We start from the raw sequence: 17,067 nt of genomic DNA, 5'->3' as shown, positions 1-17,067 counted from the left end.
GTGCGGTTTCTTGATTTTCAAAGGTTTATTTAATAAACGGACCTACCGCAGCGTTTTACTTTTGCGGTCTGTTGCTGGCACTCACACCCGCCCAAGCCGATCTGAAAAGATCATTCAAACGTGTTGATAAGAGTAAAAAATGAAAGCACCACGCTTCGGAACTGTTTTCCTGCTTTCGGTTGTTGCCGTTACAACAGCCGCCTGTATTCCCCGACCAGAGGATCTTGAGACGACACCTGTCAAGGTGCAGACACCCCAGGGCGTTGTGACCTGTCAGTTGTATCGCCAGGACCGGGTCACATGGGATCGTGCCATCGATTTCCCTGCAACCAAAATGTCTGTCCCACAGGCCGATGCCTACTGCCGCCAGGAAGGTCAGCGCCGGTTAAAGTGACGGCGTCGGCGCCCGTATCGGGCGCCACGCCCTTTACCTGTTTTTGAACAAACCGCCCAGAATACCGCGCACAATGCGGCGTCCGGTTGTTCCCTTCAGTTCTTTGATCACAGCATCTGTCATTGCCGTCGCAAAGGTGTCCTTTCTGCGCTGCACACGTGAAGAAGATCGCCCGACCCGACTGCCAGAATATCTGCGAGCCGCAGAAAACTCGCGTTCCATTGGCGATTGTGCTTCAAGCACATCATCCAGTTCCGCTTGCTCCGCAGCTTTTGCGGCCGCATCGGCCCGCGCTTGCAGAATCTCAAAGGCAGATTTTCGGTCTACACCTTTGTCATATTTTCCTGCCATCGGAGACGCCGCCAAAATCGCTTTGCGGTCTGCACCAGAAATCGGCCCCAGCTGAGACCCGGGCGGACGAATTAAGGTGCGTTCGACAATGCCGGGAACCCCTTTCTTTTGCAGCATCGAGGTCACTGCCTCACCCACACCGACTTCTCGGATCGCGGCTTCGGTGTCGAAAGCCGGGTTCTCTCGGTACGTTTCAGCAGCCATGCGCAGGTTCTTGCGGTCCCGCGCGGTGAAAGCCCGCAAGGCATGTTGGACGCGATTGCCCAGTTGGCCCAGAATGTCTTCGGGGATATCCGCCGGGTTTTGCGTGATGAAATAGACCCCGACACCTTTCGATCGGATCAGTCGCGCCACTTGTTCGACCTTGTCCACCAAGACCTTTGGAGCGTCGTCAAACAGCAGATGCGCTTCGTCAAAAAAGAACACCAGCTTGGGTTTATCCGGGTCCCCGACTTCAGGCAATTCCTCGAACAGCTCGCTTAGAAGCCAAAGCAAGAAGGTTGCATACAGGCGGGGTGAAGCCATCAATTTGTCGGAGGCGAGAATATTCACCATCCCCTGCCCGCTCTCATCGGTCCGCATCAGATCACCCAGATCCAGCGCCGGTTCGCCAAACAGTTTGGTGCCACCCTGATTTTCCAACACCAGCAAGCGTCTTTGAATTGCACCTATTGAAGACGTCGATACGTTGCCGTAGCGCAGGGACAGCTGAGTTCGGTTTTCTCCGATCCAGACCAGCAACGCCTGTAGATCCTTCAGATCCAGCAGCGGCATTCCTTCTTCATCTGCCACCCGGAAGGCGATGTTCAGTATACCTTCCTGCGCTTCGCTGAGCTCTAGTAGGCGGGATAACAGAAGCGGCCCCATCTCTGTGACCGTCGTACGCACCGGGTGACCCTGTTCACCAAACAGATCCCAAAAAGTCACCGGGCAAGCAGCGTAGTTGAAATCAGAAAACCCGATGCGTTCAGCGCGTTCCATAAAGGCCTGATGCAGTTTGTGCGACGCGCTGCCAGCCACGGCCAGACCGGACAGGTCTCCTTTTACATCTGACAGAAACACCGGGACACCAGCCTCCGAAAACCCTTCGGCAAGTATTTGCAGCGTTACGGTTTTTCCCGTTCCTGTCGCACCCGCGATCAACCCATGGCGATTTGCAAAGTTCAACGCCAATTCTTGCGGTGTGCCATAGCCTTCACCACCGCCGCCCAAAAAAATAGTCTTGCCCATTAACACTGCCTTATAGCTCACCGATCCGTGACCAGCATACAAAGTTAACCTTTGACTGCGATAGTCATTTTGCCTCGCGGTGGTTTTGATCTCGTGGGGTAGACTTCCTCCCTGTCGACTGGCCGTGCCTTCGGGCACGGCATTTTTGTTCGTACCGATACATGTGAACTTACTGATGACCAGATTAAAAATGCAGGATAGCTGTTGACCCACCTGCGCCGCTCTCGTAGGGTTTGCGCATAAATAAGTCGGCCAGTCCGACGGGGAGAACCTTTTGAGGAAGGGAGCTGCTAGATCGGCTCCCTTTTTCTATATGTGGAAGGGCCTCTTTCCAGGCTTCAGGCAAGAATCTGTTCACGTTCCTAAAGGCTGCTCTGTTAGTGCCTGACACCGGTTCGGAAGAATGCTAAACGAGGCAAAAAGCTCAATCATCAAACCGAGGCATTCATGATCAAGAAACTTCTCTCCGCGAATGTACTGGCAGCAGCCTTTATAAGCAGCGCGGCTTTTGCCCAAGAAACAACTGACGAAACCCAAGCGCAGACCGAGGTACCCCAAACCCAGGCGACACAGGAATTGGATCTGGGTGAAACCGGCCCCCGTGTTGGTGAGCAATACGTCAAGGAAGCAAGCGGTGACTGGAATATCACGTGCTTGAAGACCGAAGAAGGCGATGATCCTTGCCTGTTGCGTCAAATTCTATCCGGCGCCGAGGGCCAGCCGGTTGCAGAAATCTCGATCAACAAACTGCCCGAAGGTGCGGCGGCTGTGGCTGGCGCCAGCCTTATCGTGCCACTGGAGACCCTGCTTCAGGCGCAGATTGCCGTGTCCATCGACGGCGCACCAAGCAAAAGATACAACTATCATCACTGCAACCCGGTTGGCTGTGTTGCGCAGTTGGGCTTTACCCAAGGCGACATTGACGCGATGAAGGCGGGCAGTAAGGCGACAATTTCGCTGGTGTCGATCCTGGCTCCTAATCAATTGCTGCAACTTGACATGTCACTGGCTGGCTTCACCAGTGGCTACGATAAGTTGGACGTCTTGCAAAACTGATTGCACATAAAATAAAGGCCGCCCAATCAGTGGCGGCCTTTTCAATTTGAGCGTGCGTTCTTCTAAACCCGCTTCAGCGCCAAAACGGCATTCAGCCCGCCAAATGCAAACGCATTGCTCAGGGCAACGTCAACTTTCGCTTCACGGGCGACGTTCGGCACCACATCCAGCGCACATTCCGGGTCCGGCTCTTCATATCCGATGGTCGGAGCAATTACCCCGTCCCGCAGAGCCATGATGCAAGCCAAAAGTTCCACAGCTCCGGTACCACCGATCAAGTGGCCGTGCATGGACTTTGTAGACGAAATCATCAGATCGTCTGCATGCGGTCCAAACACATCCGCAACTGCTGCGCATTCGGTTTTGTCATTGGCCGCTGTGCCCGTGCCATGCGCGTTAATATAGCACACATCGCTGGCGTTTAACCTGGCATCGGTCAAAGCACCAGCCATGGCCCTGGCCGCCCCCTGTTTGCTGGGCATAACAATGTCGGCTGCATCCGACGACATCGCAAAGCCGACAACTTCACACAGAATCTCAGCCCCCCGCGCGCGCGCATGTTCGTATTCTTCGAACACAAATACGCCTGCGCCTTCGCCCTGAACCATTCCATTGCGGTTTGCGCTGAACGGGCGGCAAGCGTCTTTGGACATCACACGCAGGCCTTCCCACGCTTTGATCCCGCCGAAACACAACATGGATTCGGACCCGCCGGTAATCATCGCCGGGGCGGCGCCGCTGCGCACCATCTGAAAGGCCTGCGCCATGGCGTGGTTAGACGACGCGCAGGCCGTCGAGACGGTAAAGCTGGGCCCTTTGAGGTTATGCTCCATCGACACATGGCTGGCCGCAGCATTGTTCATCAGTTTGGGAACAACAAACGGGTGCACACGGTTCTTTCCGTCTTCATAAACCGAACGATAATTGTCATCCCAAGTCGAAACACCGCCACCGGCGGTTCCAAGCACGACACCTGATCTGGCCGCCAATTCACCGTGAAACTCGATGCCCGACTGTTCTATAGCCTCTTTGGCAGCCGTCAGAGTGAATTGGGTAAACCGGTCATACAGAGACATCTGCTGGCGATTAAACCGTCCTTCCGCCTCAAATCCTCGAACCTGACCGCCGATCTTGATGGCCAATCGTTCGACATCACGAAATTCCAGTTCCGAGATGCCACAACGCCCTTCGCGCATGGCTTCCAGAGTGTCAGGAACCGAATGGCCCAGTGAGTTGATCGTACCTGCGCCGGTAATGACAACACGTTTCATGAGAGCAGGTCAGACCTTTTCCGACACAAGCTGTTCGATCCCGGCGGTGATCGCGGCCACATTCGAGATATCGAAGTCATTGGCTTCTGGCTCGTTCGCATTGAACGGAACCGAAATGTCGAACTCTTCCTCGATCGCAAAGATGCTTTCAACTAAACCCAGGCTGTCGATACCCAAGTCCTCCAGCGTGCTTTCGGGCGTGACGTCAGACGGCTCCAGCACGGCCTGCTCTGCAATGATTGCGATGACGCGGTCGCTGATGCTCATGTCGATCCCCTGACTTTCGTTCTGAGGATGATTTAATCACTCGGGGACTGTTTGAAAACAGCCTTTTTGAGTGCCTCAACGTCGCGGGCCATGCGCGGTAAACGGCGTTGCGCTTTGTAGATGTCAGTATGTGTTTCCATCTTGATGCCCGGATAGCCCATTATGACGCGACCGGCCGGAACGTTGGACAGAATTTTTGTACCCCCACCAGAAATGACGCCGTCACCAATAAAGATGTTATCAACAACGCCGGTCTGACCACCCAGAACAACGTTATTGCCGATCTCGACCGATCCCGACACGCCGGTCTGACCACACAAGAGGCAATCGCGACCCACACGCGTGTTGTGCCCCACATGCACAAGATTATCCAGTTTCGAGCCGTCACCGATCCGGGTGTTGCGGATCGTGCCGTTGTCGATGGTACAGTTGGATCCGACCTCGACGTCATTGCCAATCTCAACCGCGCCCAAAGAGTGGATGCGAAGCCAGCTTTGTGCTTTGGCCTCACCTTGATCACCCATGGTTTTACGCGCATTCTCAGCGCCCGAGACTTCGGGGGTGACAAAGCTGAACCCATCGCCTCCGATCCGAGCACCAGGTTGTGCAATGAAACGGTCTCCGATCTGCGCCCGAGCACCGATGCTGACCATTTCGCGTAGCAACGCACCCTTTCCTAGCGTGGCATCGATGCCTATCGTGCAATGCGCACCGATTTCGGAACCTTCCCCAATCCTTGCGCGTGCACCAACAACTGTTAGAGGTCCAATTGAGACGTCAGCGCCAATCTCTGCCGTTGGATCAATGACGGCCGACGGGTGAATGCCCGGCTCGACCCCCTGCCCGCGATCCAGCATCGAAGTAATCCCTGCCATGGCCATGCGAGGCCGCGAAACAAAGATGGCCGCGCGCAGACCCAAGGCTTGCCAATCGGCCCCTTCCCAAAGAACCGCTGCGCGCGCTTCTCCACCGGACAGTGCCTCGGCATATTTCGGAGACATCGCCATCGCCAGATCTGTTGGACCTGCGTCACCGGGTTCGGCAGCTCCCACAATCGTTAGGCCGGTGTCACCCTGACACTCAGCGCTCAGAGCGTCGGCGATTTGTTGAACGGTGAACTGCATGACGGGCTTCCTTTTGGCAGGATTTGACCCGTGCTTACCCCTGAACGTCCGGCAGGGCCACCCCTGCCTTTTGTAGTGCGTCCCAAATCTTGGCATCGCGATTATAGACATCGCGACGATACTGCACTTCGCCCTTCGGTCCTATATAGGCCGTGCGATAGATCAGGTGCACCGGCACATGTTGATCCAATTCAACTTTGGTTTCTTTGCCAGTTTTGAGGACGCGATGAAAAAAGGCCTTGGGGTCTTCCTCTTGTTTCGCAAGCAACGCATAGGCGAATTCGAAGGGTTGCGCCAAACGAATACACCCGTGCGAGAACGCCCGCACCTCACGCGAGAACAGGCTTTTCTGTGGAGTATCATGCAGATAGATGTTGTACTTGTTGGGGAACATGAACTTCACCAAACCCAGCGCATTGCTTTTGCTGGGGGGCTGGCGCATCGCAAACGGAAAGTTTCGCGCCGTGAACTGAGTGAAATCCACAGCCCCGCGATTGACCTGACGACCGCTGCGGTCAGTGATCTGTATGTGACCTACCGCATTAGGATTGGATTGCAGTTTCGGCAAATATTCCTTGGTGATGATCGAGCGTGGAACATACCAGCTCGGGTTGATCACCATATGCTCCATCACATCCGAAAATTCGGGGCTGCGGCGATCATGCGTGTTTTTTCCAATTACCGCACGGGTTTCAAATGTGACCTGTCCGTCATCAACGATCTTGGCCGAAAAATCGGCCTGATTCACCAGGATATGGCGCGCGCCACGCTCGCGCGGCAGCCAGCGTTCTCTTTCAAGCGCGACGTAGACTGCTTTTAGTCGGTCAGAGGCCGGGCGGTTCAACTCGGTAATTGTGCCCTGGCCTGCAACACCGTCAGGCTCCAGCCCGTGCGCTGTTTGAAACGCCTGAACGCCAGCCAGCAGCGCATCGTCAAAAGACGGGCTGGCCGACGGCTTCATGTACCCCATCGCCACAAGACGATTGCGCAGTTTGACGACATTCGCACCAGTGTCACCATATTCCAGTTTCGCGACCGGTACCGTTGCCCCCCAACCACCTTGATCCACCAAGACTTGCAGCTGCAGCTTTTGTTTCATAAGCGCGCGGTACTGACGTGTTTGAGGCGGCAGTTGTTCCAGATATTGCGCGCCTTGCTCCGCCAGCCTTGACAAATGCTCGGCAGCGCTACGACGCTCCACTCCCCGTACCAAACCGTCGTCTACGCGCCCAGGTTCAACGGTGCCGGAATACAGTGCATCAGCGTATTCCACATACACCCGGCTTAGCTCGGCCTCAATCGCGCCGAGGTCACGAACAGACCGGGCCTGTTCCATCTTGTCGATCAATGCCGAAACGGTTGCATCTGCCTGAGGCAAACCGTGTAGATGTGCCTTGGACAATGCTTCAATCAACGCGGCCCTGCGTTGCGTGTGCTCAGGGGTTTCACCTACCCAAATCGGTGCAAATCCATTCGTCCGGTAAAACTCGGCAATTGTAGATGCCTGAGACGTATGTTCCGCAATCGCCATTTGAAAGGCCGTAGTCGACGCGGAGTCTGACGTCGTATTCGCCAATCCGGCGGTTGCTGCAAAACACGCGGTGACAAGGATACTGGTACTGGTGCGGAAAACAGAAAGCATTATGGGGCCTTGAATACTCAAAAGATTGAACTGAGGATATGTGCGTCAAGCAACTATGGATTTGCCTACGAACGCTTGTCTATTCACAAATCCCTTACCAAATCGCTTCTAATGATGTCTGATGCGTGTTTGCATCGGCCGGTTGGTAAAAACCGCACAGTTGCATAAATTCTAAGTGGCACTGTGTCATTTGCGCAAAAAACTGCCGAAAATTCCCCCTTGAAAAGGTGAATCCGAAACACTTCTTGGCCGCCGATTCCGATTGTGTCATAAAATCCGCATCTGGGATGGGAAAAAATTAATACCGCGCGCGTAACATCGTGTGCAGGCAGGAACAGTACGGGACGAACCAAAAATGACCAAGAGCAGTTCCTCGGGCTTGACCCGGCGTGCCCTATTGGGTGCATTTGCAGCTACCGCAGTCGCGGCAGCCCCCACATTTTCCAACGCAGCAGGCTTTTTGCGAGGTGGCGGTGATATCCGTCGCATTCGTATGTATTCCGGTCGCACTGGCGAACGGCTGGACATGATCTATTGGGTTGATGGTAAGTATATCAAGGACGCTGTCAAAGAAGTGAACCATTTCATGCGCGATTGGCGCACAGATCAGGTTAAATCCATCGATTTGCGCACGATTGATATCATGGCGGCATCACACAACCTTCTGGATGTGAACGAACCCTATATGCTTCTGTCCGGTTATCGCTCTCCCCAGACCAATGCAATGCTGCGCGCCCGCTCCCGTCGTGTCGCTCGAAAGTCGCTTCATATGGAGGGTCAGGCCGCAGACCTGCGCCTCGCGTCTCGTTCGGTTTCACAGATGGCTAAGGCTGCTATGTCTTGCCGTGCAGGTGGCGTCGGTCAGTACTACGGTTCTAACTTCGTCCACATGGATTGCGGCGTTGTCCGCTCTTGGCGCGGTTAAAGCTGGACCACCTTACTTAGACGTAAGATATACTGGCTCAACGAAAGCTTCTCTCATGCAGAGATCGCCCTGGAAATGTTGCCAGAACAAATAAAATGTCAAATCGCGTAGAAACGGCCAGCTTTGGAGGTTGTTAGCGCGAGGGCATTGCCCCCTTACAAAATTCACTCGTGGGCTGCGCCGGCGCCCGAGTTCTCATTCATCGTTGTAGACCATTTCATCTACTTTCGATCAATCAAACAAGCTCACCGCCCGATCTGCGACATGTATTGATCGAACACACCGTCTGCTGTTTTCAGCATGTCGGCCGACAGGTGGCAAGATGTCGACGCTTCTTTCAGTTCCGAAGTTAGATCCCAAAGGTCTTTACCGAGTATCGAAAACAATTCTTCATTCCGGTCCTTGAAGACTTCTTGCACCTCAAGAAATTCATTCGCATCGTAACCAATAAACTTTGACCGCTCTGAAAATTCTGCCAAGTATTTGTCCCGAGCTTGCAAAACCATGGGTCCGTAGACTTGTTGAAGTTTGAAACAGTTTCGAATTCGATCTGCATCAGTTAGAAATTCATCCACGCCTAACCTCTCACCGGTCGCAACCTGCAACTTCGTTAGAAGGTATCGCCAAATTTGAACGAGCTCGGCGCAGTCTGAAGCGTTTTTTCCGGTTTTTGTCGTGAAACTCTCGATCGGGACCTGAAGAAAATCGACCATAGTCGAGATCAGCCCAAACTCCTGCGTTTTGCTTTCGTTAAAGGAAAAAACCGTCATGTTTTCCGAGCCGAAAAACGAACTCCATCTTTTGACGATTTCGGTATAGTCGAACCACTCATCTTTCTTTGCCAGAAATCTCCAGAAAGTGGAGAAGCTGTCGTTGGTCAAAAACTGCCTAAGCCATTCATCGTATTGGGACCGAATTGCGTCGAATTGAGGTCTGAGACTCAGTGTAATTCTGACGCGGTGGTTCTTAAGTGTTTCTTTCGCAAGTCGGACATCTTCGGATTTGAGAAAGCTGAATTCCTCTCCGACAACGAGGAGGCGGTTGTGGTCGGTGTTTTCTATTTCGTTCAGAAAGTCTTCCCACACCGAGCTTTCCGCTCGAGCATCCCCGGAAAGCGACCATGGCAATGCACTATGATTTCCTTCAGGGTTTCGCCCCGCCTTAGGGTAATACACACCATGGGCCGCCAGTTCTTCCAGGTTGTCCATCGCCCAAGCTTGCAGTGATGAGCTTCCGGTTTTGTGCGTTCCGATGTGGAGGATGATCTCTTTTGACATCACAAATTTTCGTTTGATGATTGGGTCTGAATTGCCGCGTCAGGCTGAAGGTTCAGACACCTCTATATCTCTTCTCGCTTATTGAACAACGCAATTGTTGGAAAGAAACAAAAGCTCAAGCGATTGATAACAAGTCAGGGGATTGGATCGTGGAGCAATTCGCCGGCAGATATGACGAATCTCATCAGGCGTTCCTTTAAATACTCGGGGGTTATCTGGCGCACCTGAGAGGATTCGAACCTCTGGCCTCTGCCTTCGGAGGGCAGCGCTCTATCCAGCTGAGCTACAGGTGCGTTGGTCGTTAGCTAACCTTGATCCGGTTTGGGTGCAACTGGAAATCGTGCCTGTCTCACCCAGTTTCAAATCAAAGTCAGGCAAAAAGATCATGCGCCAATTCAAGGGCATCGATCAGAATGTCGACCTCTTCCGTGGTGTTATAAAGACCAAAGCTGGCCCGGCAGGTTGCGGTCACGCCCAGATGGTCCATCAATGGTCCGGCACAGTGATGACCCGCTCGGACGGCTACGCCTTTTTTGTCCAGGATAGTCGAGACGTCATGCGCATGACCGGCCCCATCCAGCGTAAAGCTAAAGATGGCGGCTTTGTCCGGGCGCGTGCCCTGCACCTGCAGCCAATTCAATCCGGTCAGCCGTTGCATGGCATAGTCGCGCAGGCTGGATTCATGAGACGCAATGTTCGCCATTCCCAGATCCATCATGTAGTCCAAGGCCACGCCCAAACCTATGGTCTGAACGATACCTGGCGTACCAGCTTCGAACTTCATTGGTGGATCGTTGTATATGACCTGATCCTTGCTGACCTCTTTGATCATGTCGCCGCCGCCAATAAAGGGGCGCATTTCGGCCATACGTTCGGATTTAATGTACATCGCGCCTGACCCGGAGGGGCCATACAGCTTGTGACCCGTGATCGCGTAGAAATCACAGCCGATCTCTTCAACGTTCACCGGCATATGGACTGCGCCTTGGCTTCCGTCCACCAGAACCGGAACTCCTTTGGCGTGGGCGCCGTCGGTGATCGCTTTGACGTCGACAACTGTACCCAAAACGTTCGAACACTGGGTTACGGCAACCAGCTTGGTCTTTGGACCGATTGCATCAATTACAGCCTGTGGGTCCAAACCCCCGTCTGCGTCGACATCCACCCATTTCAGAACAACGCCCTGCCGTTCACGCAAAAAATGCCAGGGTACGATATTGGCGTGATGCTCCATGACGCTCAGAACGATCTCGTCCCCGGCCTCAAGCCGCGGCATTGCCCAGCCGTAAGCGACAAGGTTGATCCCTTCGGTCGTGCCCGAATTCAGGACGATCTCGTCCTCATTCGAAGCACCTAGAAAGCGCGCGATGGTGCCACGCACGGACTCGTATTTCTCGGTCGCTAGGTTGGACAGGTAGTGCAGACCGCGATGGACGTTCGAGTATTCCTCGGCATAAGCACGCGTCACAGCGTCGATAACGACCTGAGGTTTCTGAGCCGAGGCACCATTGTCCAGATAGGTCAAAGGCTTGCCATTGACCTGACGCGACAGGATCGGAAAGTCAGAGCGGATTTTCTGTACATCGTACATAGGCTTATTTCCTAGACGGGTCCGGTTGGGTTGAACATCAGAACAATGGGTAAGGCGGCAATTGCCGCCAACAAAATTACGGCAAATGCCTTACCGAGCGAGTCGAACTGATGCGCCTCGTTCAGAAAATGCAGCGTAATAAAAAGGCTCCACCCCAATGTCGCCAGCAGCAAGAGCAGCGTCAGAGCAGGTAAAGCCACGCTGGAAAGGACCATGGCCAGCAACGCGCCGCTTTGCAAAAAGCTCAGCCAGATCATCAGGATCAACAAGCCGGAAAGCGTTGCGCGACCCCCTAAAACACGTCCGACCAAAAGAAAAGCAACAACGCTCAACAACATCGCGCCGGCGGATCGGATAAGGATGAAAGGAATACTCTCTGCTTCAGCGTTTTGCGGTGCCTCTGGAACAGTGAAGATCAGGTCCGTGCTGAGTTGAATCAGACAGTTGAAGACCACCACCAGAAAAAAGCTCAGCCAGACCGCTTCCCGCCCTAGATTCAGAGCTAATATCTGACGGGCCGCCTCGGCAGGTTTCTTGAGCGTCAAAAGCACCAGTGGACCCAATTGTGGAATAGTCATTCAGCCGACCTTTGCACTTGTCTGAGACCGGATAACCAGAACCACACAAAAACAGCAACCCAGAGGATGCCCACAATTGACAAAGCAGGTCCGGGTCCGATGAATCCGGCCACCAGACCATTCAGCAAAACCAGTGGTGCGGACGATAGCAGGGCCCAGAACAAGGCCAGCCTTGCCCCATAGGCAGAGCCCTTGCCGCCAACCAATCGCGCGGCCCAGTGCGAAACCAAAGCCAGCGTGTAAAAAAACAACGGCAAAATGAACACGGTACCCAGCAGCGCACCGCCCAGTAACATGTTCAGCTCAACACCTTCCAGATGCGCCTGACGCGCGAGGCCGGGCATCTGCGCAATGAACGCGACGATGCAAAAGCCCATCACAAATACCAGCGCTCGGTCTTCTCGTGGCCCCAAATCCAGAAGCCGACGCACAACACGCCCCGGCCCCCGGTAAGTTGCCAATATATCTGACGAAAGAGCCATCAGCTGCGGCGGGCGAGCCACCCCTCCAGACGGCTGACAATCGCTTCTGCCAACGCGCTGTCTTCGATTTCGTCCACCGCTTCCGCCAGGAATGCAAGCGTCAGCATATTGGTGGCGTCCTTGGTCGGAACTCCGCGTGATCGCAGGTAGAACAGCGCAGTCTCGTCAATCGCGCCCGAAGTCGAGCCATGCGAGCACGCCACATCATCGGCGTAAATCTCAAGCTCGGGCTTGGCAAGGAACTGGCTGTCGTCGTCCAGAAGCAGCGATTGGCTTATCTGGTAGCCGTCGGTTTTCTGGGCGCCTTCCTTTACAAGGATTTTGCCCTGAAACACACCGGTTGCTCCGTTGCGCAGAACCTTTTTGAACACCTGACGGCTTTCGCAGTTCACAGCGTCATGCGTGATGAAGACCGTGTCGTCATGATGGAAATCACCATCTCCAACGCAGGCACCGGCCACATGGGCCACCGCGTCATCACCTGTCAGTTCAACGACCTGTTCGTTACGGGTCAGAACGCCATTTACCGTCAGCGTGAACGACTTATACACCGACTCTTTCCCCAGACGCGTGAACATATGGGTCGCGGCGCGACGTTCATGGTCCCTGCCCTGCGCGCGCACGTGATGCAGCGTACCGTTGTCCGCAATATCGATCTCCATGCACTTGTTAAAGCGCGAGGCTGCCGGACCGGTTTCCAGAATGGTGGCCTCGGCCTCACTTTCCACACGAACCACATGATGCAGGATCGCGTCTGACGTTGGCGACGCATGGCGGTAGATCAGGTTAATTGGCTTAGACGGTTTGCCTGTCACATGAATGGCAACACCATCCGACGCAAAAGCTGTGTTCAGTGCCGCCAACGGACGCTGAACCGGAGACTGACCGCGGGCTTCCAAAACGCCATACAGGTCTTTGGCCCAATGGATGTCTTTGCAGCAAATGTCTTCGAGACGGTCGATGCTCACACCTTCCATCGACAGATCGTCCGACTCTTCGGCGCTGAACACGCCGTCTACGAAGACGATGTTGAGACGATCAAATTCACTGAAAACCAGCGGCTCATCATCGGCAAACACTGCAGCGGGGATCGCGTCGGGCGCGACAAGTGTGTCGGGCTGAGTGTATTTCCAGTATTCGTCGCGGCGCCCCGGCAGACCCATTTCCAGCACACGCGCCAAAGCGTCTTCGCGGGCGGCACGGGTACAGCCGGCGTCTGGCATGGTCAGCGCAGACAGCCGTGCCTCGGTTGCGGATTGTTTGACTTCGGGCAAGGCCATCAGTTCACCTCGGCAAGAATGTCGGCATAACCGTTGTTTTCAACTTCAAGCGCCAGATCCGGGCCACCGGTTTTGACGATACGGCCATCAGCCATGATGTGCACAACGTCCGGTTTGATGTGGTCCAGCAAGCGCTGGTAGTGCGTGATCACCAGAAATCCACGGCCTTCGTCGCGCAGGGCGTTCACACCTTCGGCCACCAGCTTCATCGCGTCCACGTCCAGGCCCGAGTCGGTCTCGTCCATGATGCACATCTTGGGTTCCAGCATGGCCATCTGCAGGATCTCGTTGCGTTTTTTCTCACCACCCGAGAAGCCTACGTTGACCGGGCGCTTCAGCATGTCAGCGTCGATTTTCAGGGTTTTCGCCTTGGCGCGTACCTCTTTCAGGAAGTCGGCTGCCGACAGTTCTTCTTCTCCGCGCGCCTTGCGCTGTGCATTCACCGCAGTTCGCAGGAAAGTCATGTTACCAACGCCGGGAATCTCAACGGGGTATTGAAACGCCAGGAACACACCTGCTGCGGCACGCTCTTCCGGCTCCATCTCCAAAAGGTCTGCACCGTCCAGCGTGGCCGAACCCTCGGTGACTTCATAGCCATCACGACCGGACAGAACATAGCTGAGCGTCGATTTACCCGACCCGTTCGGGCCCATAATCGCATGTACCTTGCCGGCTTCGACCGTCAGGTCCACACCTTTGAGAATTTGCTTGTCTTCTTCTTCAAGCTGCACGTGCAGGTTCTTGATTTCCAGCATGTTTTGTCCTTTTGCGTATCGCAAGGGGCACCGCGGCCCCGTCTATTTCCTAGCCCAGTATTCTGCGGATCAGACGCGCGGCAATCCAACCCAGGATCGCCCCTCCGCCCACCGCCCATACCGGGTTGATGAACTCCATATGATTGATGTTGACGTAGGCGACGCCCAGCAACCCTCCCAGAACCGGAAAGATGTACCCAATCCAGGTCACCACATCACCTTTATGGATGCGGGTGCGAGGCGCGCGCGTCATCAACCAACAGAACCTTCCAGCGAGATTGCCACCAACTGCTGCGCTTCCATGGCAAATTCCATCGGCAGCGCCTGAAGCACGTCCTTGCAGAACCCGTTAACGACCAGCGCCACGGCCTCTTCTTCGTCCATGCCGCGTTGACGGCAGTAGAACAGTTGATCGTCATCCACTTTCGACGTCGTCGCCTCGTGCTCGACACGGGATGAGTTGTTCTTGACCTCGATATACGGAACCGTATGCGCGCCGCATTTGTCTCCGATCAACAAGCTGTCACACTGGGTGTAGTTCCGGCTGTCTTTGGCTTTCGGGTGCATCGAGACCAGACCACGATAGGTGTTCTGCGCCTTACCTGCGCTGATGCCTTTGGACACGATGCGCGATTTGGTGTTCTTGCCCAGATGAACCATCTTGGTGCCGGTGTCGGCCTGCTGATAGTTGTTGGCAATCGCGATCGAATAGAACTCGCCCTGGCTTTCGTTGCCGCGCAGGATGCAAGACGGGTATTTCCAGGTCACAGCCGAGCCAGTTTCCACCTGGGTCCACATCACCTTGGACCGGTCGCCCCGGCAATCGGCGCGTTTGGTAACGAAGTTATAGATGCCGCCCTTGCCGTTCTCATCCCCGGGGAACCAGTTCTGAACGGTCGAGTATTTCACCTCGGCATCTTCTTCGACGATGATCTCGACAACAGCCGCGTGCAATTGTGCGGTGTCACGCTGAGGCGCGGTGCAGCCTTCCAGATAAGAAACGTACGAGCCCTTGTCTGCGATGATCAGGGTGCGTTCAAACTGGCCGGTGTTTTCCGCGTTGATACGGAAATAGGTACTCAGCTCCATCGGGCAACGAACACCCGGCGGGATGTACACAAACGACCCGTCCGAGAAGACGGCCGAATTTAGCGTCGCATAGAAGTTGTCCGAAACAGGAACAACAGTGCCAAGGTATTTCTTGACCAGTTCGGGATGCTCTTTGATCGCTTCTGAGATCGAGCAGAAAATCACTCCGGCTTTCTTCAGCTCGGCCTGAAAGGTTGTACCGACTGATACAGAGTCAAAAACCGCGTCTACAGCAACCTTGCGGCCTTCGGCTGGCGCATCTTCAGCGCCTTCGACACCGGCCAGAATCATCTGTTCTTTCAGAGGGATACCCAGCTTCTCGTAGGTAGCAAGCAACTTGGGATCGACCTCATCAAGCGACTTTGGCTTTTCTTCCATCGACTTCGGACGCGCATAGTAATACTGGTCCTGAAAGTCGATCTCAGGATAGTTGACCATCGCCCATTTCGGCTCTTCCATCTTGGTCCAGCGTTCAAATGCGGCCAGACGCCATTCGGTCATCCATTCCGGCTCATCATTCTTATCCGAAATCAGACGGACGATATCCGGATTCACACCTTTTGGCGCGTACTCCATCTCGATGTCGGTATCCCAGCCGTATTTGTAGGTTCCGACCTCGCGTACCGCATCCACGGTTTCCTGATCGACACCCTCTTTCACCTGGGTCTGGTCCAAAGCGGCCATAACTTACCCTCCGTCAAATCACGCGGCCCGCGCGCGATGCTTTTTCTCTTTCTCAAGCCACGTTTCGGCGAAACGCAGCACATCTTCTTTCGTTGTCCGAGGGCCCAGCGAAACGCGGATTGCGCTGCTGGCTGTCACCTCGTCGTATCCCATTGCGGTGAGCACCGCGCTGGCACGAACCTTGCCGCTGGAACAGGCAGAGCCCGCACTGACCGCAAAACCCGACAGATCCATCTGCATGACCTGGGTTTCACCTTTCCAGCCGGGGGCGGCAAAACACAGGGTGTTGGGCAGGCGTTGCCGCCCTTTCCCGACAAAAATAGGTGATTTTACAGCAGCCTCAAGAGCGTTTTCTAGAATATTTCTAAATTCTTCAACCTGCTCCCAAACGCCACTGGCCAGGTCACGTGCTGCAGCTTCAGCTGCGGCGCCGAACCCCGCGATTCCAATGACATTTTCCGTTCCAGACCGGCGACCCATTTCCTGACCACCACCCTTGATCTGAGCTGGCAGGTCAGTTCCGCGCTTCATAACAACCGCGCCCACACCCTTGGGGCCGCCCAGTTTATGCGCCGACACCAGAGCCATCTGGGCACACATCCAGTTGAACGCAATCGGCAGCTTCCCAAAGGCCTGCGTGGCATCTGTCACAGCCAATCCTGGCGGTAATGTCTGAACGACTCCGGTCTCAGAATTTGCCAGTTGAAGGGTCGAGGTTTCGGGTGCCGCGACCGACACTTCGCCAGTTTCTGAAACGGAGAGGTCTTCTTTGATCCAAGCCCTTACGGCATCATGTTCAACCGCAGCACCATGCAGGTGACGCCCAGCCAAAGTTAATGCTGCGCCCTCCGTCGAGCCCGAGGTGAAAACGATATCTGCCCCATCTGCACCAAAAGCCGCAGAAACCTGTGCCCGTGCCCGTTCGACAAGTGCCTTTGCGGCGCGGCCTTCGGCGTGAACAGAAGACGGATTTCCGCAGACATCCATCGCAGCGATCATCGCATCTCGTGCTTCGGGGCGCAGAGGCGTCGTCGCATTATGATCCAGATAAACACGATTCATGGATGCATC

Annotated in this window: 17 protein-coding genes and 1 tRNA gene; 3 read left to right on the top strand and 15 right to left on the bottom strand. The window is 54.8% G+C overall.

Annotation, left to right across the window (positions count from 1 at the left end):
* The first annotated feature begins 139 nt into the window (after positions 1–139).
* Positions 140–394, top strand: a complete 255-nt coding sequence (locus ACR0EV_RS04615) for a hypothetical protein (protein WP_480798980.1) — start codon at positions 140–142, stop codon at positions 392–394.
* 33 nt (positions 395–427) lie between these two features.
* Here the strand turns inward: ACR0EV_RS04615 and ACR0EV_RS04610 are convergent, their stop codons facing one another.
* Positions 428–1,975, bottom strand: coding sequence for a helicase HerA-like domain-containing protein (locus tag ACR0EV_RS04610; RefSeq protein WP_480798979.1), 1,548 nt, complete (start codon positions 1,973–1,975; stop codon positions 428–430).
* 447 nt (positions 1,976–2,422) lie between these two features.
* On the opposite strand from ACR0EV_RS04610, the gene ACR0EV_RS04605 reads away from it, so the two are divergent.
* Entirely contained in the window at positions 2,423–3,031 is a 609-nt protein-coding gene (locus ACR0EV_RS04605) for an invasion associated locus B family protein (protein WP_480798978.1), read from the top strand.
* Positions 3,032–3,093: 62 nt separating this feature from the next.
* Here the strand turns inward: ACR0EV_RS04605 and ACR0EV_RS04600 are convergent, their stop codons facing one another.
* From ACR0EV_RS04600 to ACR0EV_RS04585, 4 genes are read right to left on the bottom strand one after another with little or no spacing between them, the layout of a single operon-like run.
* Positions 3,094–4,302: a beta-ketoacyl-[acyl-carrier-protein] synthase family protein gene (locus tag ACR0EV_RS04600; RefSeq protein WP_480798977.1), complete on the bottom strand. Its 1,209-nt coding sequence runs from the start codon at positions 4,300–4,302 to the stop codon at positions 3,094–3,096.
* A gap of 9 nt (positions 4,303–4,311) precedes the next feature.
* Positions 4,312–4,569 (bottom strand): acyl carrier protein, encoded by a 258-nt coding sequence (locus tag ACR0EV_RS04595; protein ID WP_480798976.1) that lies wholly within the window; start codon positions 4,567–4,569, stop codon positions 4,312–4,314.
* 32 nt (positions 4,570–4,601) lie between these two features.
* On the bottom strand, positions 4,602–5,693 hold the full coding sequence (lpxD, locus tag ACR0EV_RS04590; protein ID WP_480798975.1) for a UDP-3-O-(3-hydroxymyristoyl)glucosamine N-acyltransferase: 1,092 nt from the start codon (positions 5,691–5,693) through the stop codon (positions 4,602–4,604).
* A gap of 34 nt (positions 5,694–5,727) precedes the next feature.
* A complete protein-coding gene (locus ACR0EV_RS04585; RefSeq protein WP_480798974.1) occupies positions 5,728–7,335 on the bottom strand; it encodes a L,D-transpeptidase family protein in 1,608 nt (535 codons plus the stop codon).
* Between the two features lie 355 nt (positions 7,336–7,690).
* Here ACR0EV_RS04585 and mepK point away from each other — a divergent pair, with 355 nt between their 5' ends.
* On the top strand, positions 7,691–8,260 hold the full coding sequence (gene mepK, locus ACR0EV_RS04580; protein WP_480798973.1) for a peptidoglycan L,D-endopeptidase MepK: 570 nt from the start codon (positions 7,691–7,693) through the stop codon (positions 8,258–8,260).
* A gap of 245 nt (positions 8,261–8,505) precedes the next feature.
* Here mepK and ACR0EV_RS04575 read toward each other — a convergent pair whose 3' ends face one another.
* The 10 genes from ACR0EV_RS04575 to ACR0EV_RS04530 all read right to left on the bottom strand — a co-directional run bounded on the left by ACR0EV_RS04575 (position 8,506) and on the right by ACR0EV_RS04530 (position 17,058).
* Positions 8,506–9,537 carry a hypothetical protein gene (locus tag ACR0EV_RS04575; RefSeq protein ID WP_480798972.1) on the bottom strand — a complete coding sequence of 344 codons (1,032 nt, stop codon included), beginning with the start codon at positions 9,535–9,537 and terminating at the stop codon, positions 8,506–8,508.
* Between the two features lie 216 nt (positions 9,538–9,753).
* Positions 9,754–9,830: transfer RNA gene (locus tag ACR0EV_RS04570), tRNA-Arg, on the bottom strand.
* Between the two features lie 77 nt (positions 9,831–9,907).
* Positions 9,908–11,128: a cysteine desulfurase gene (locus tag ACR0EV_RS04565; protein WP_480798971.1), complete on the bottom strand. Its 1,221-nt coding sequence runs from the start codon at positions 11,126–11,128 to the stop codon at positions 9,908–9,910.
* Between the two features lie 11 nt (positions 11,129–11,139).
* Positions 11,140–11,706, bottom strand: a complete 567-nt coding sequence (locus ACR0EV_RS04560; protein WP_480798970.1) for a YIP1 family protein — start codon at positions 11,704–11,706, stop codon at positions 11,140–11,142.
* Positions 11,703–12,188, bottom strand: coding sequence for a YIP1 family protein (locus ACR0EV_RS04555; RefSeq protein ID WP_171089983.1), 486 nt, complete (start codon positions 12,186–12,188; stop codon positions 11,703–11,705). Before ACR0EV_RS04555 ends, ACR0EV_RS04560 begins: the two co-directional genes overlap by 4 nt.
* Positions 12,188–13,468: a Fe-S cluster assembly protein SufD gene (sufD, locus tag ACR0EV_RS04550; protein ID WP_480798969.1), complete on the bottom strand. Its 1,281-nt coding sequence runs from the start codon at positions 13,466–13,468 to the stop codon at positions 12,188–12,190. Before sufD ends, ACR0EV_RS04555 begins: the two co-directional genes overlap by 1 nt.
* Positions 13,468–14,223 (bottom strand): Fe-S cluster assembly ATPase SufC, encoded by a 756-nt coding sequence (sufC, locus tag ACR0EV_RS04545; RefSeq protein ID WP_480798968.1) that lies wholly within the window; start codon positions 14,221–14,223, stop codon positions 13,468–13,470. The genes sufD and sufC overlap by 1 nt, the downstream gene beginning before the upstream one ends.
* Before the next feature lie 49 nt (positions 14,224–14,272).
* Positions 14,273–14,476, bottom strand: coding sequence for a hypothetical protein (locus tag ACR0EV_RS04540; protein WP_480798967.1), 204 nt, complete (start codon positions 14,474–14,476; stop codon positions 14,273–14,275).
* A complete protein-coding gene (gene sufB, locus ACR0EV_RS04535; protein WP_171089979.1) occupies positions 14,476–15,996 on the bottom strand; it encodes a Fe-S cluster assembly protein SufB in 1,521 nt (506 codons plus the stop codon). Before sufB ends, ACR0EV_RS04540 begins: the two co-directional genes overlap by 1 nt.
* Positions 15,997–16,014: 18 nt before the next feature.
* Entirely contained in the window at positions 16,015–17,058 is a 1,044-nt protein-coding gene (locus tag ACR0EV_RS04530) for a cysteine desulfurase family protein (RefSeq protein WP_480798966.1), read from the bottom strand.
* Positions 17,059–17,067: the final 9 nt, after the last annotated feature.

The organism is Ruegeria sp. CF8 (genome assembly GCF_056537285.1).
Note: the sequence above shows the minus strand (reverse complement) of the source record. Positions and strands in the feature narration are given on the sequence as shown.

Excerpts from the sequence above, each read along its gene's own strand:
- ACR0EV_RS04615 (WP_480798980.1), top strand. The coding sequence starts at position 140 with ATGAAAGCACCACGCTTCGGAACTGTTTTCCTGCTTTCGGTTGTTGCC.
- ACR0EV_RS04610 (WP_480798979.1), bottom strand. The coding sequence starts at position 1,975 with ATGGGCAAGACTATTTTTTTGGGCGGCGGTGGTGAAGGCTATGGCACA.
- ACR0EV_RS04605 (WP_480798978.1), top strand. The coding sequence starts at position 2,423 with ATGATCAAGAAACTTCTCTCCGCGAATGTACTGGCAGCAGCCTTTATA.
- ACR0EV_RS04600 (WP_480798977.1), bottom strand. The coding sequence starts at position 4,302 with ATGAAACGTGTTGTCATTACCGGCGCAGGTACGATCAACTCACTGGGC.
- ACR0EV_RS04595 (WP_480798976.1), bottom strand. The coding sequence starts at position 4,569 with ATGAGCATCAGCGACCGCGTCATCGCAATCATTGCAGAGCAGGCCGTG.
- lpxD (WP_480798975.1), bottom strand. The coding sequence starts at position 5,693 with ATGCAGTTCACCGTTCAACAAATCGCCGACGCTCTGAGCGCTGAGTGT.
- ACR0EV_RS04585 (WP_480798974.1), bottom strand. The coding sequence starts at position 7,335 with ATGCTTTCTGTTTTCCGCACCAGTACCAGTATCCTTGTCACCGCGTGT.
- mepK (WP_480798973.1), top strand. The coding sequence starts at position 7,691 with ATGACCAAGAGCAGTTCCTCGGGCTTGACCCGGCGTGCCCTATTGGGT.
- ACR0EV_RS04575 (WP_480798972.1), bottom strand. The coding sequence starts at position 9,537 with ATGTCAAAAGAGATCATCCTCCACATCGGAACGCACAAAACCGGAAGC.
- ACR0EV_RS04565 (WP_480798971.1), bottom strand. The coding sequence starts at position 11,128 with ATGTACGATGTACAGAAAATCCGCTCTGACTTTCCGATCCTGTCGCGT.
- ACR0EV_RS04560 (WP_480798970.1), bottom strand. The coding sequence starts at position 11,706 with ATGACTATTCCACAATTGGGTCCACTGGTGCTTTTGACGCTCAAGAAA.
- ACR0EV_RS04555 (WP_171089983.1), bottom strand. The coding sequence starts at position 12,188 with ATGGCTCTTTCGTCAGATATATTGGCAACTTACCGGGGGCCGGGGCGT.
- sufD (WP_480798969.1), bottom strand. The coding sequence starts at position 13,468 with ATGGCCTTGCCCGAAGTCAAACAATCCGCAACCGAGGCACGGCTGTCT.
- sufC (WP_480798968.1), bottom strand. The coding sequence starts at position 14,223 with ATGCTGGAAATCAAGAACCTGCACGTGCAGCTTGAAGAAGAAGACAAG.
- ACR0EV_RS04540 (WP_480798967.1), bottom strand. The coding sequence starts at position 14,476 with ATGACGCGCGCGCCTCGCACCCGCATCCATAAAGGTGATGTGGTGACC.
- sufB (WP_171089979.1), bottom strand. The coding sequence starts at position 15,996 with ATGGCCGCTTTGGACCAGACCCAGGTGAAAGAGGGTGTCGATCAGGAA.
- ACR0EV_RS04530 (WP_480798966.1), bottom strand. The coding sequence starts at position 17,058 with ATGAATCGTGTTTATCTGGATCATAATGCGACGACGCCTCTGCGCCCC.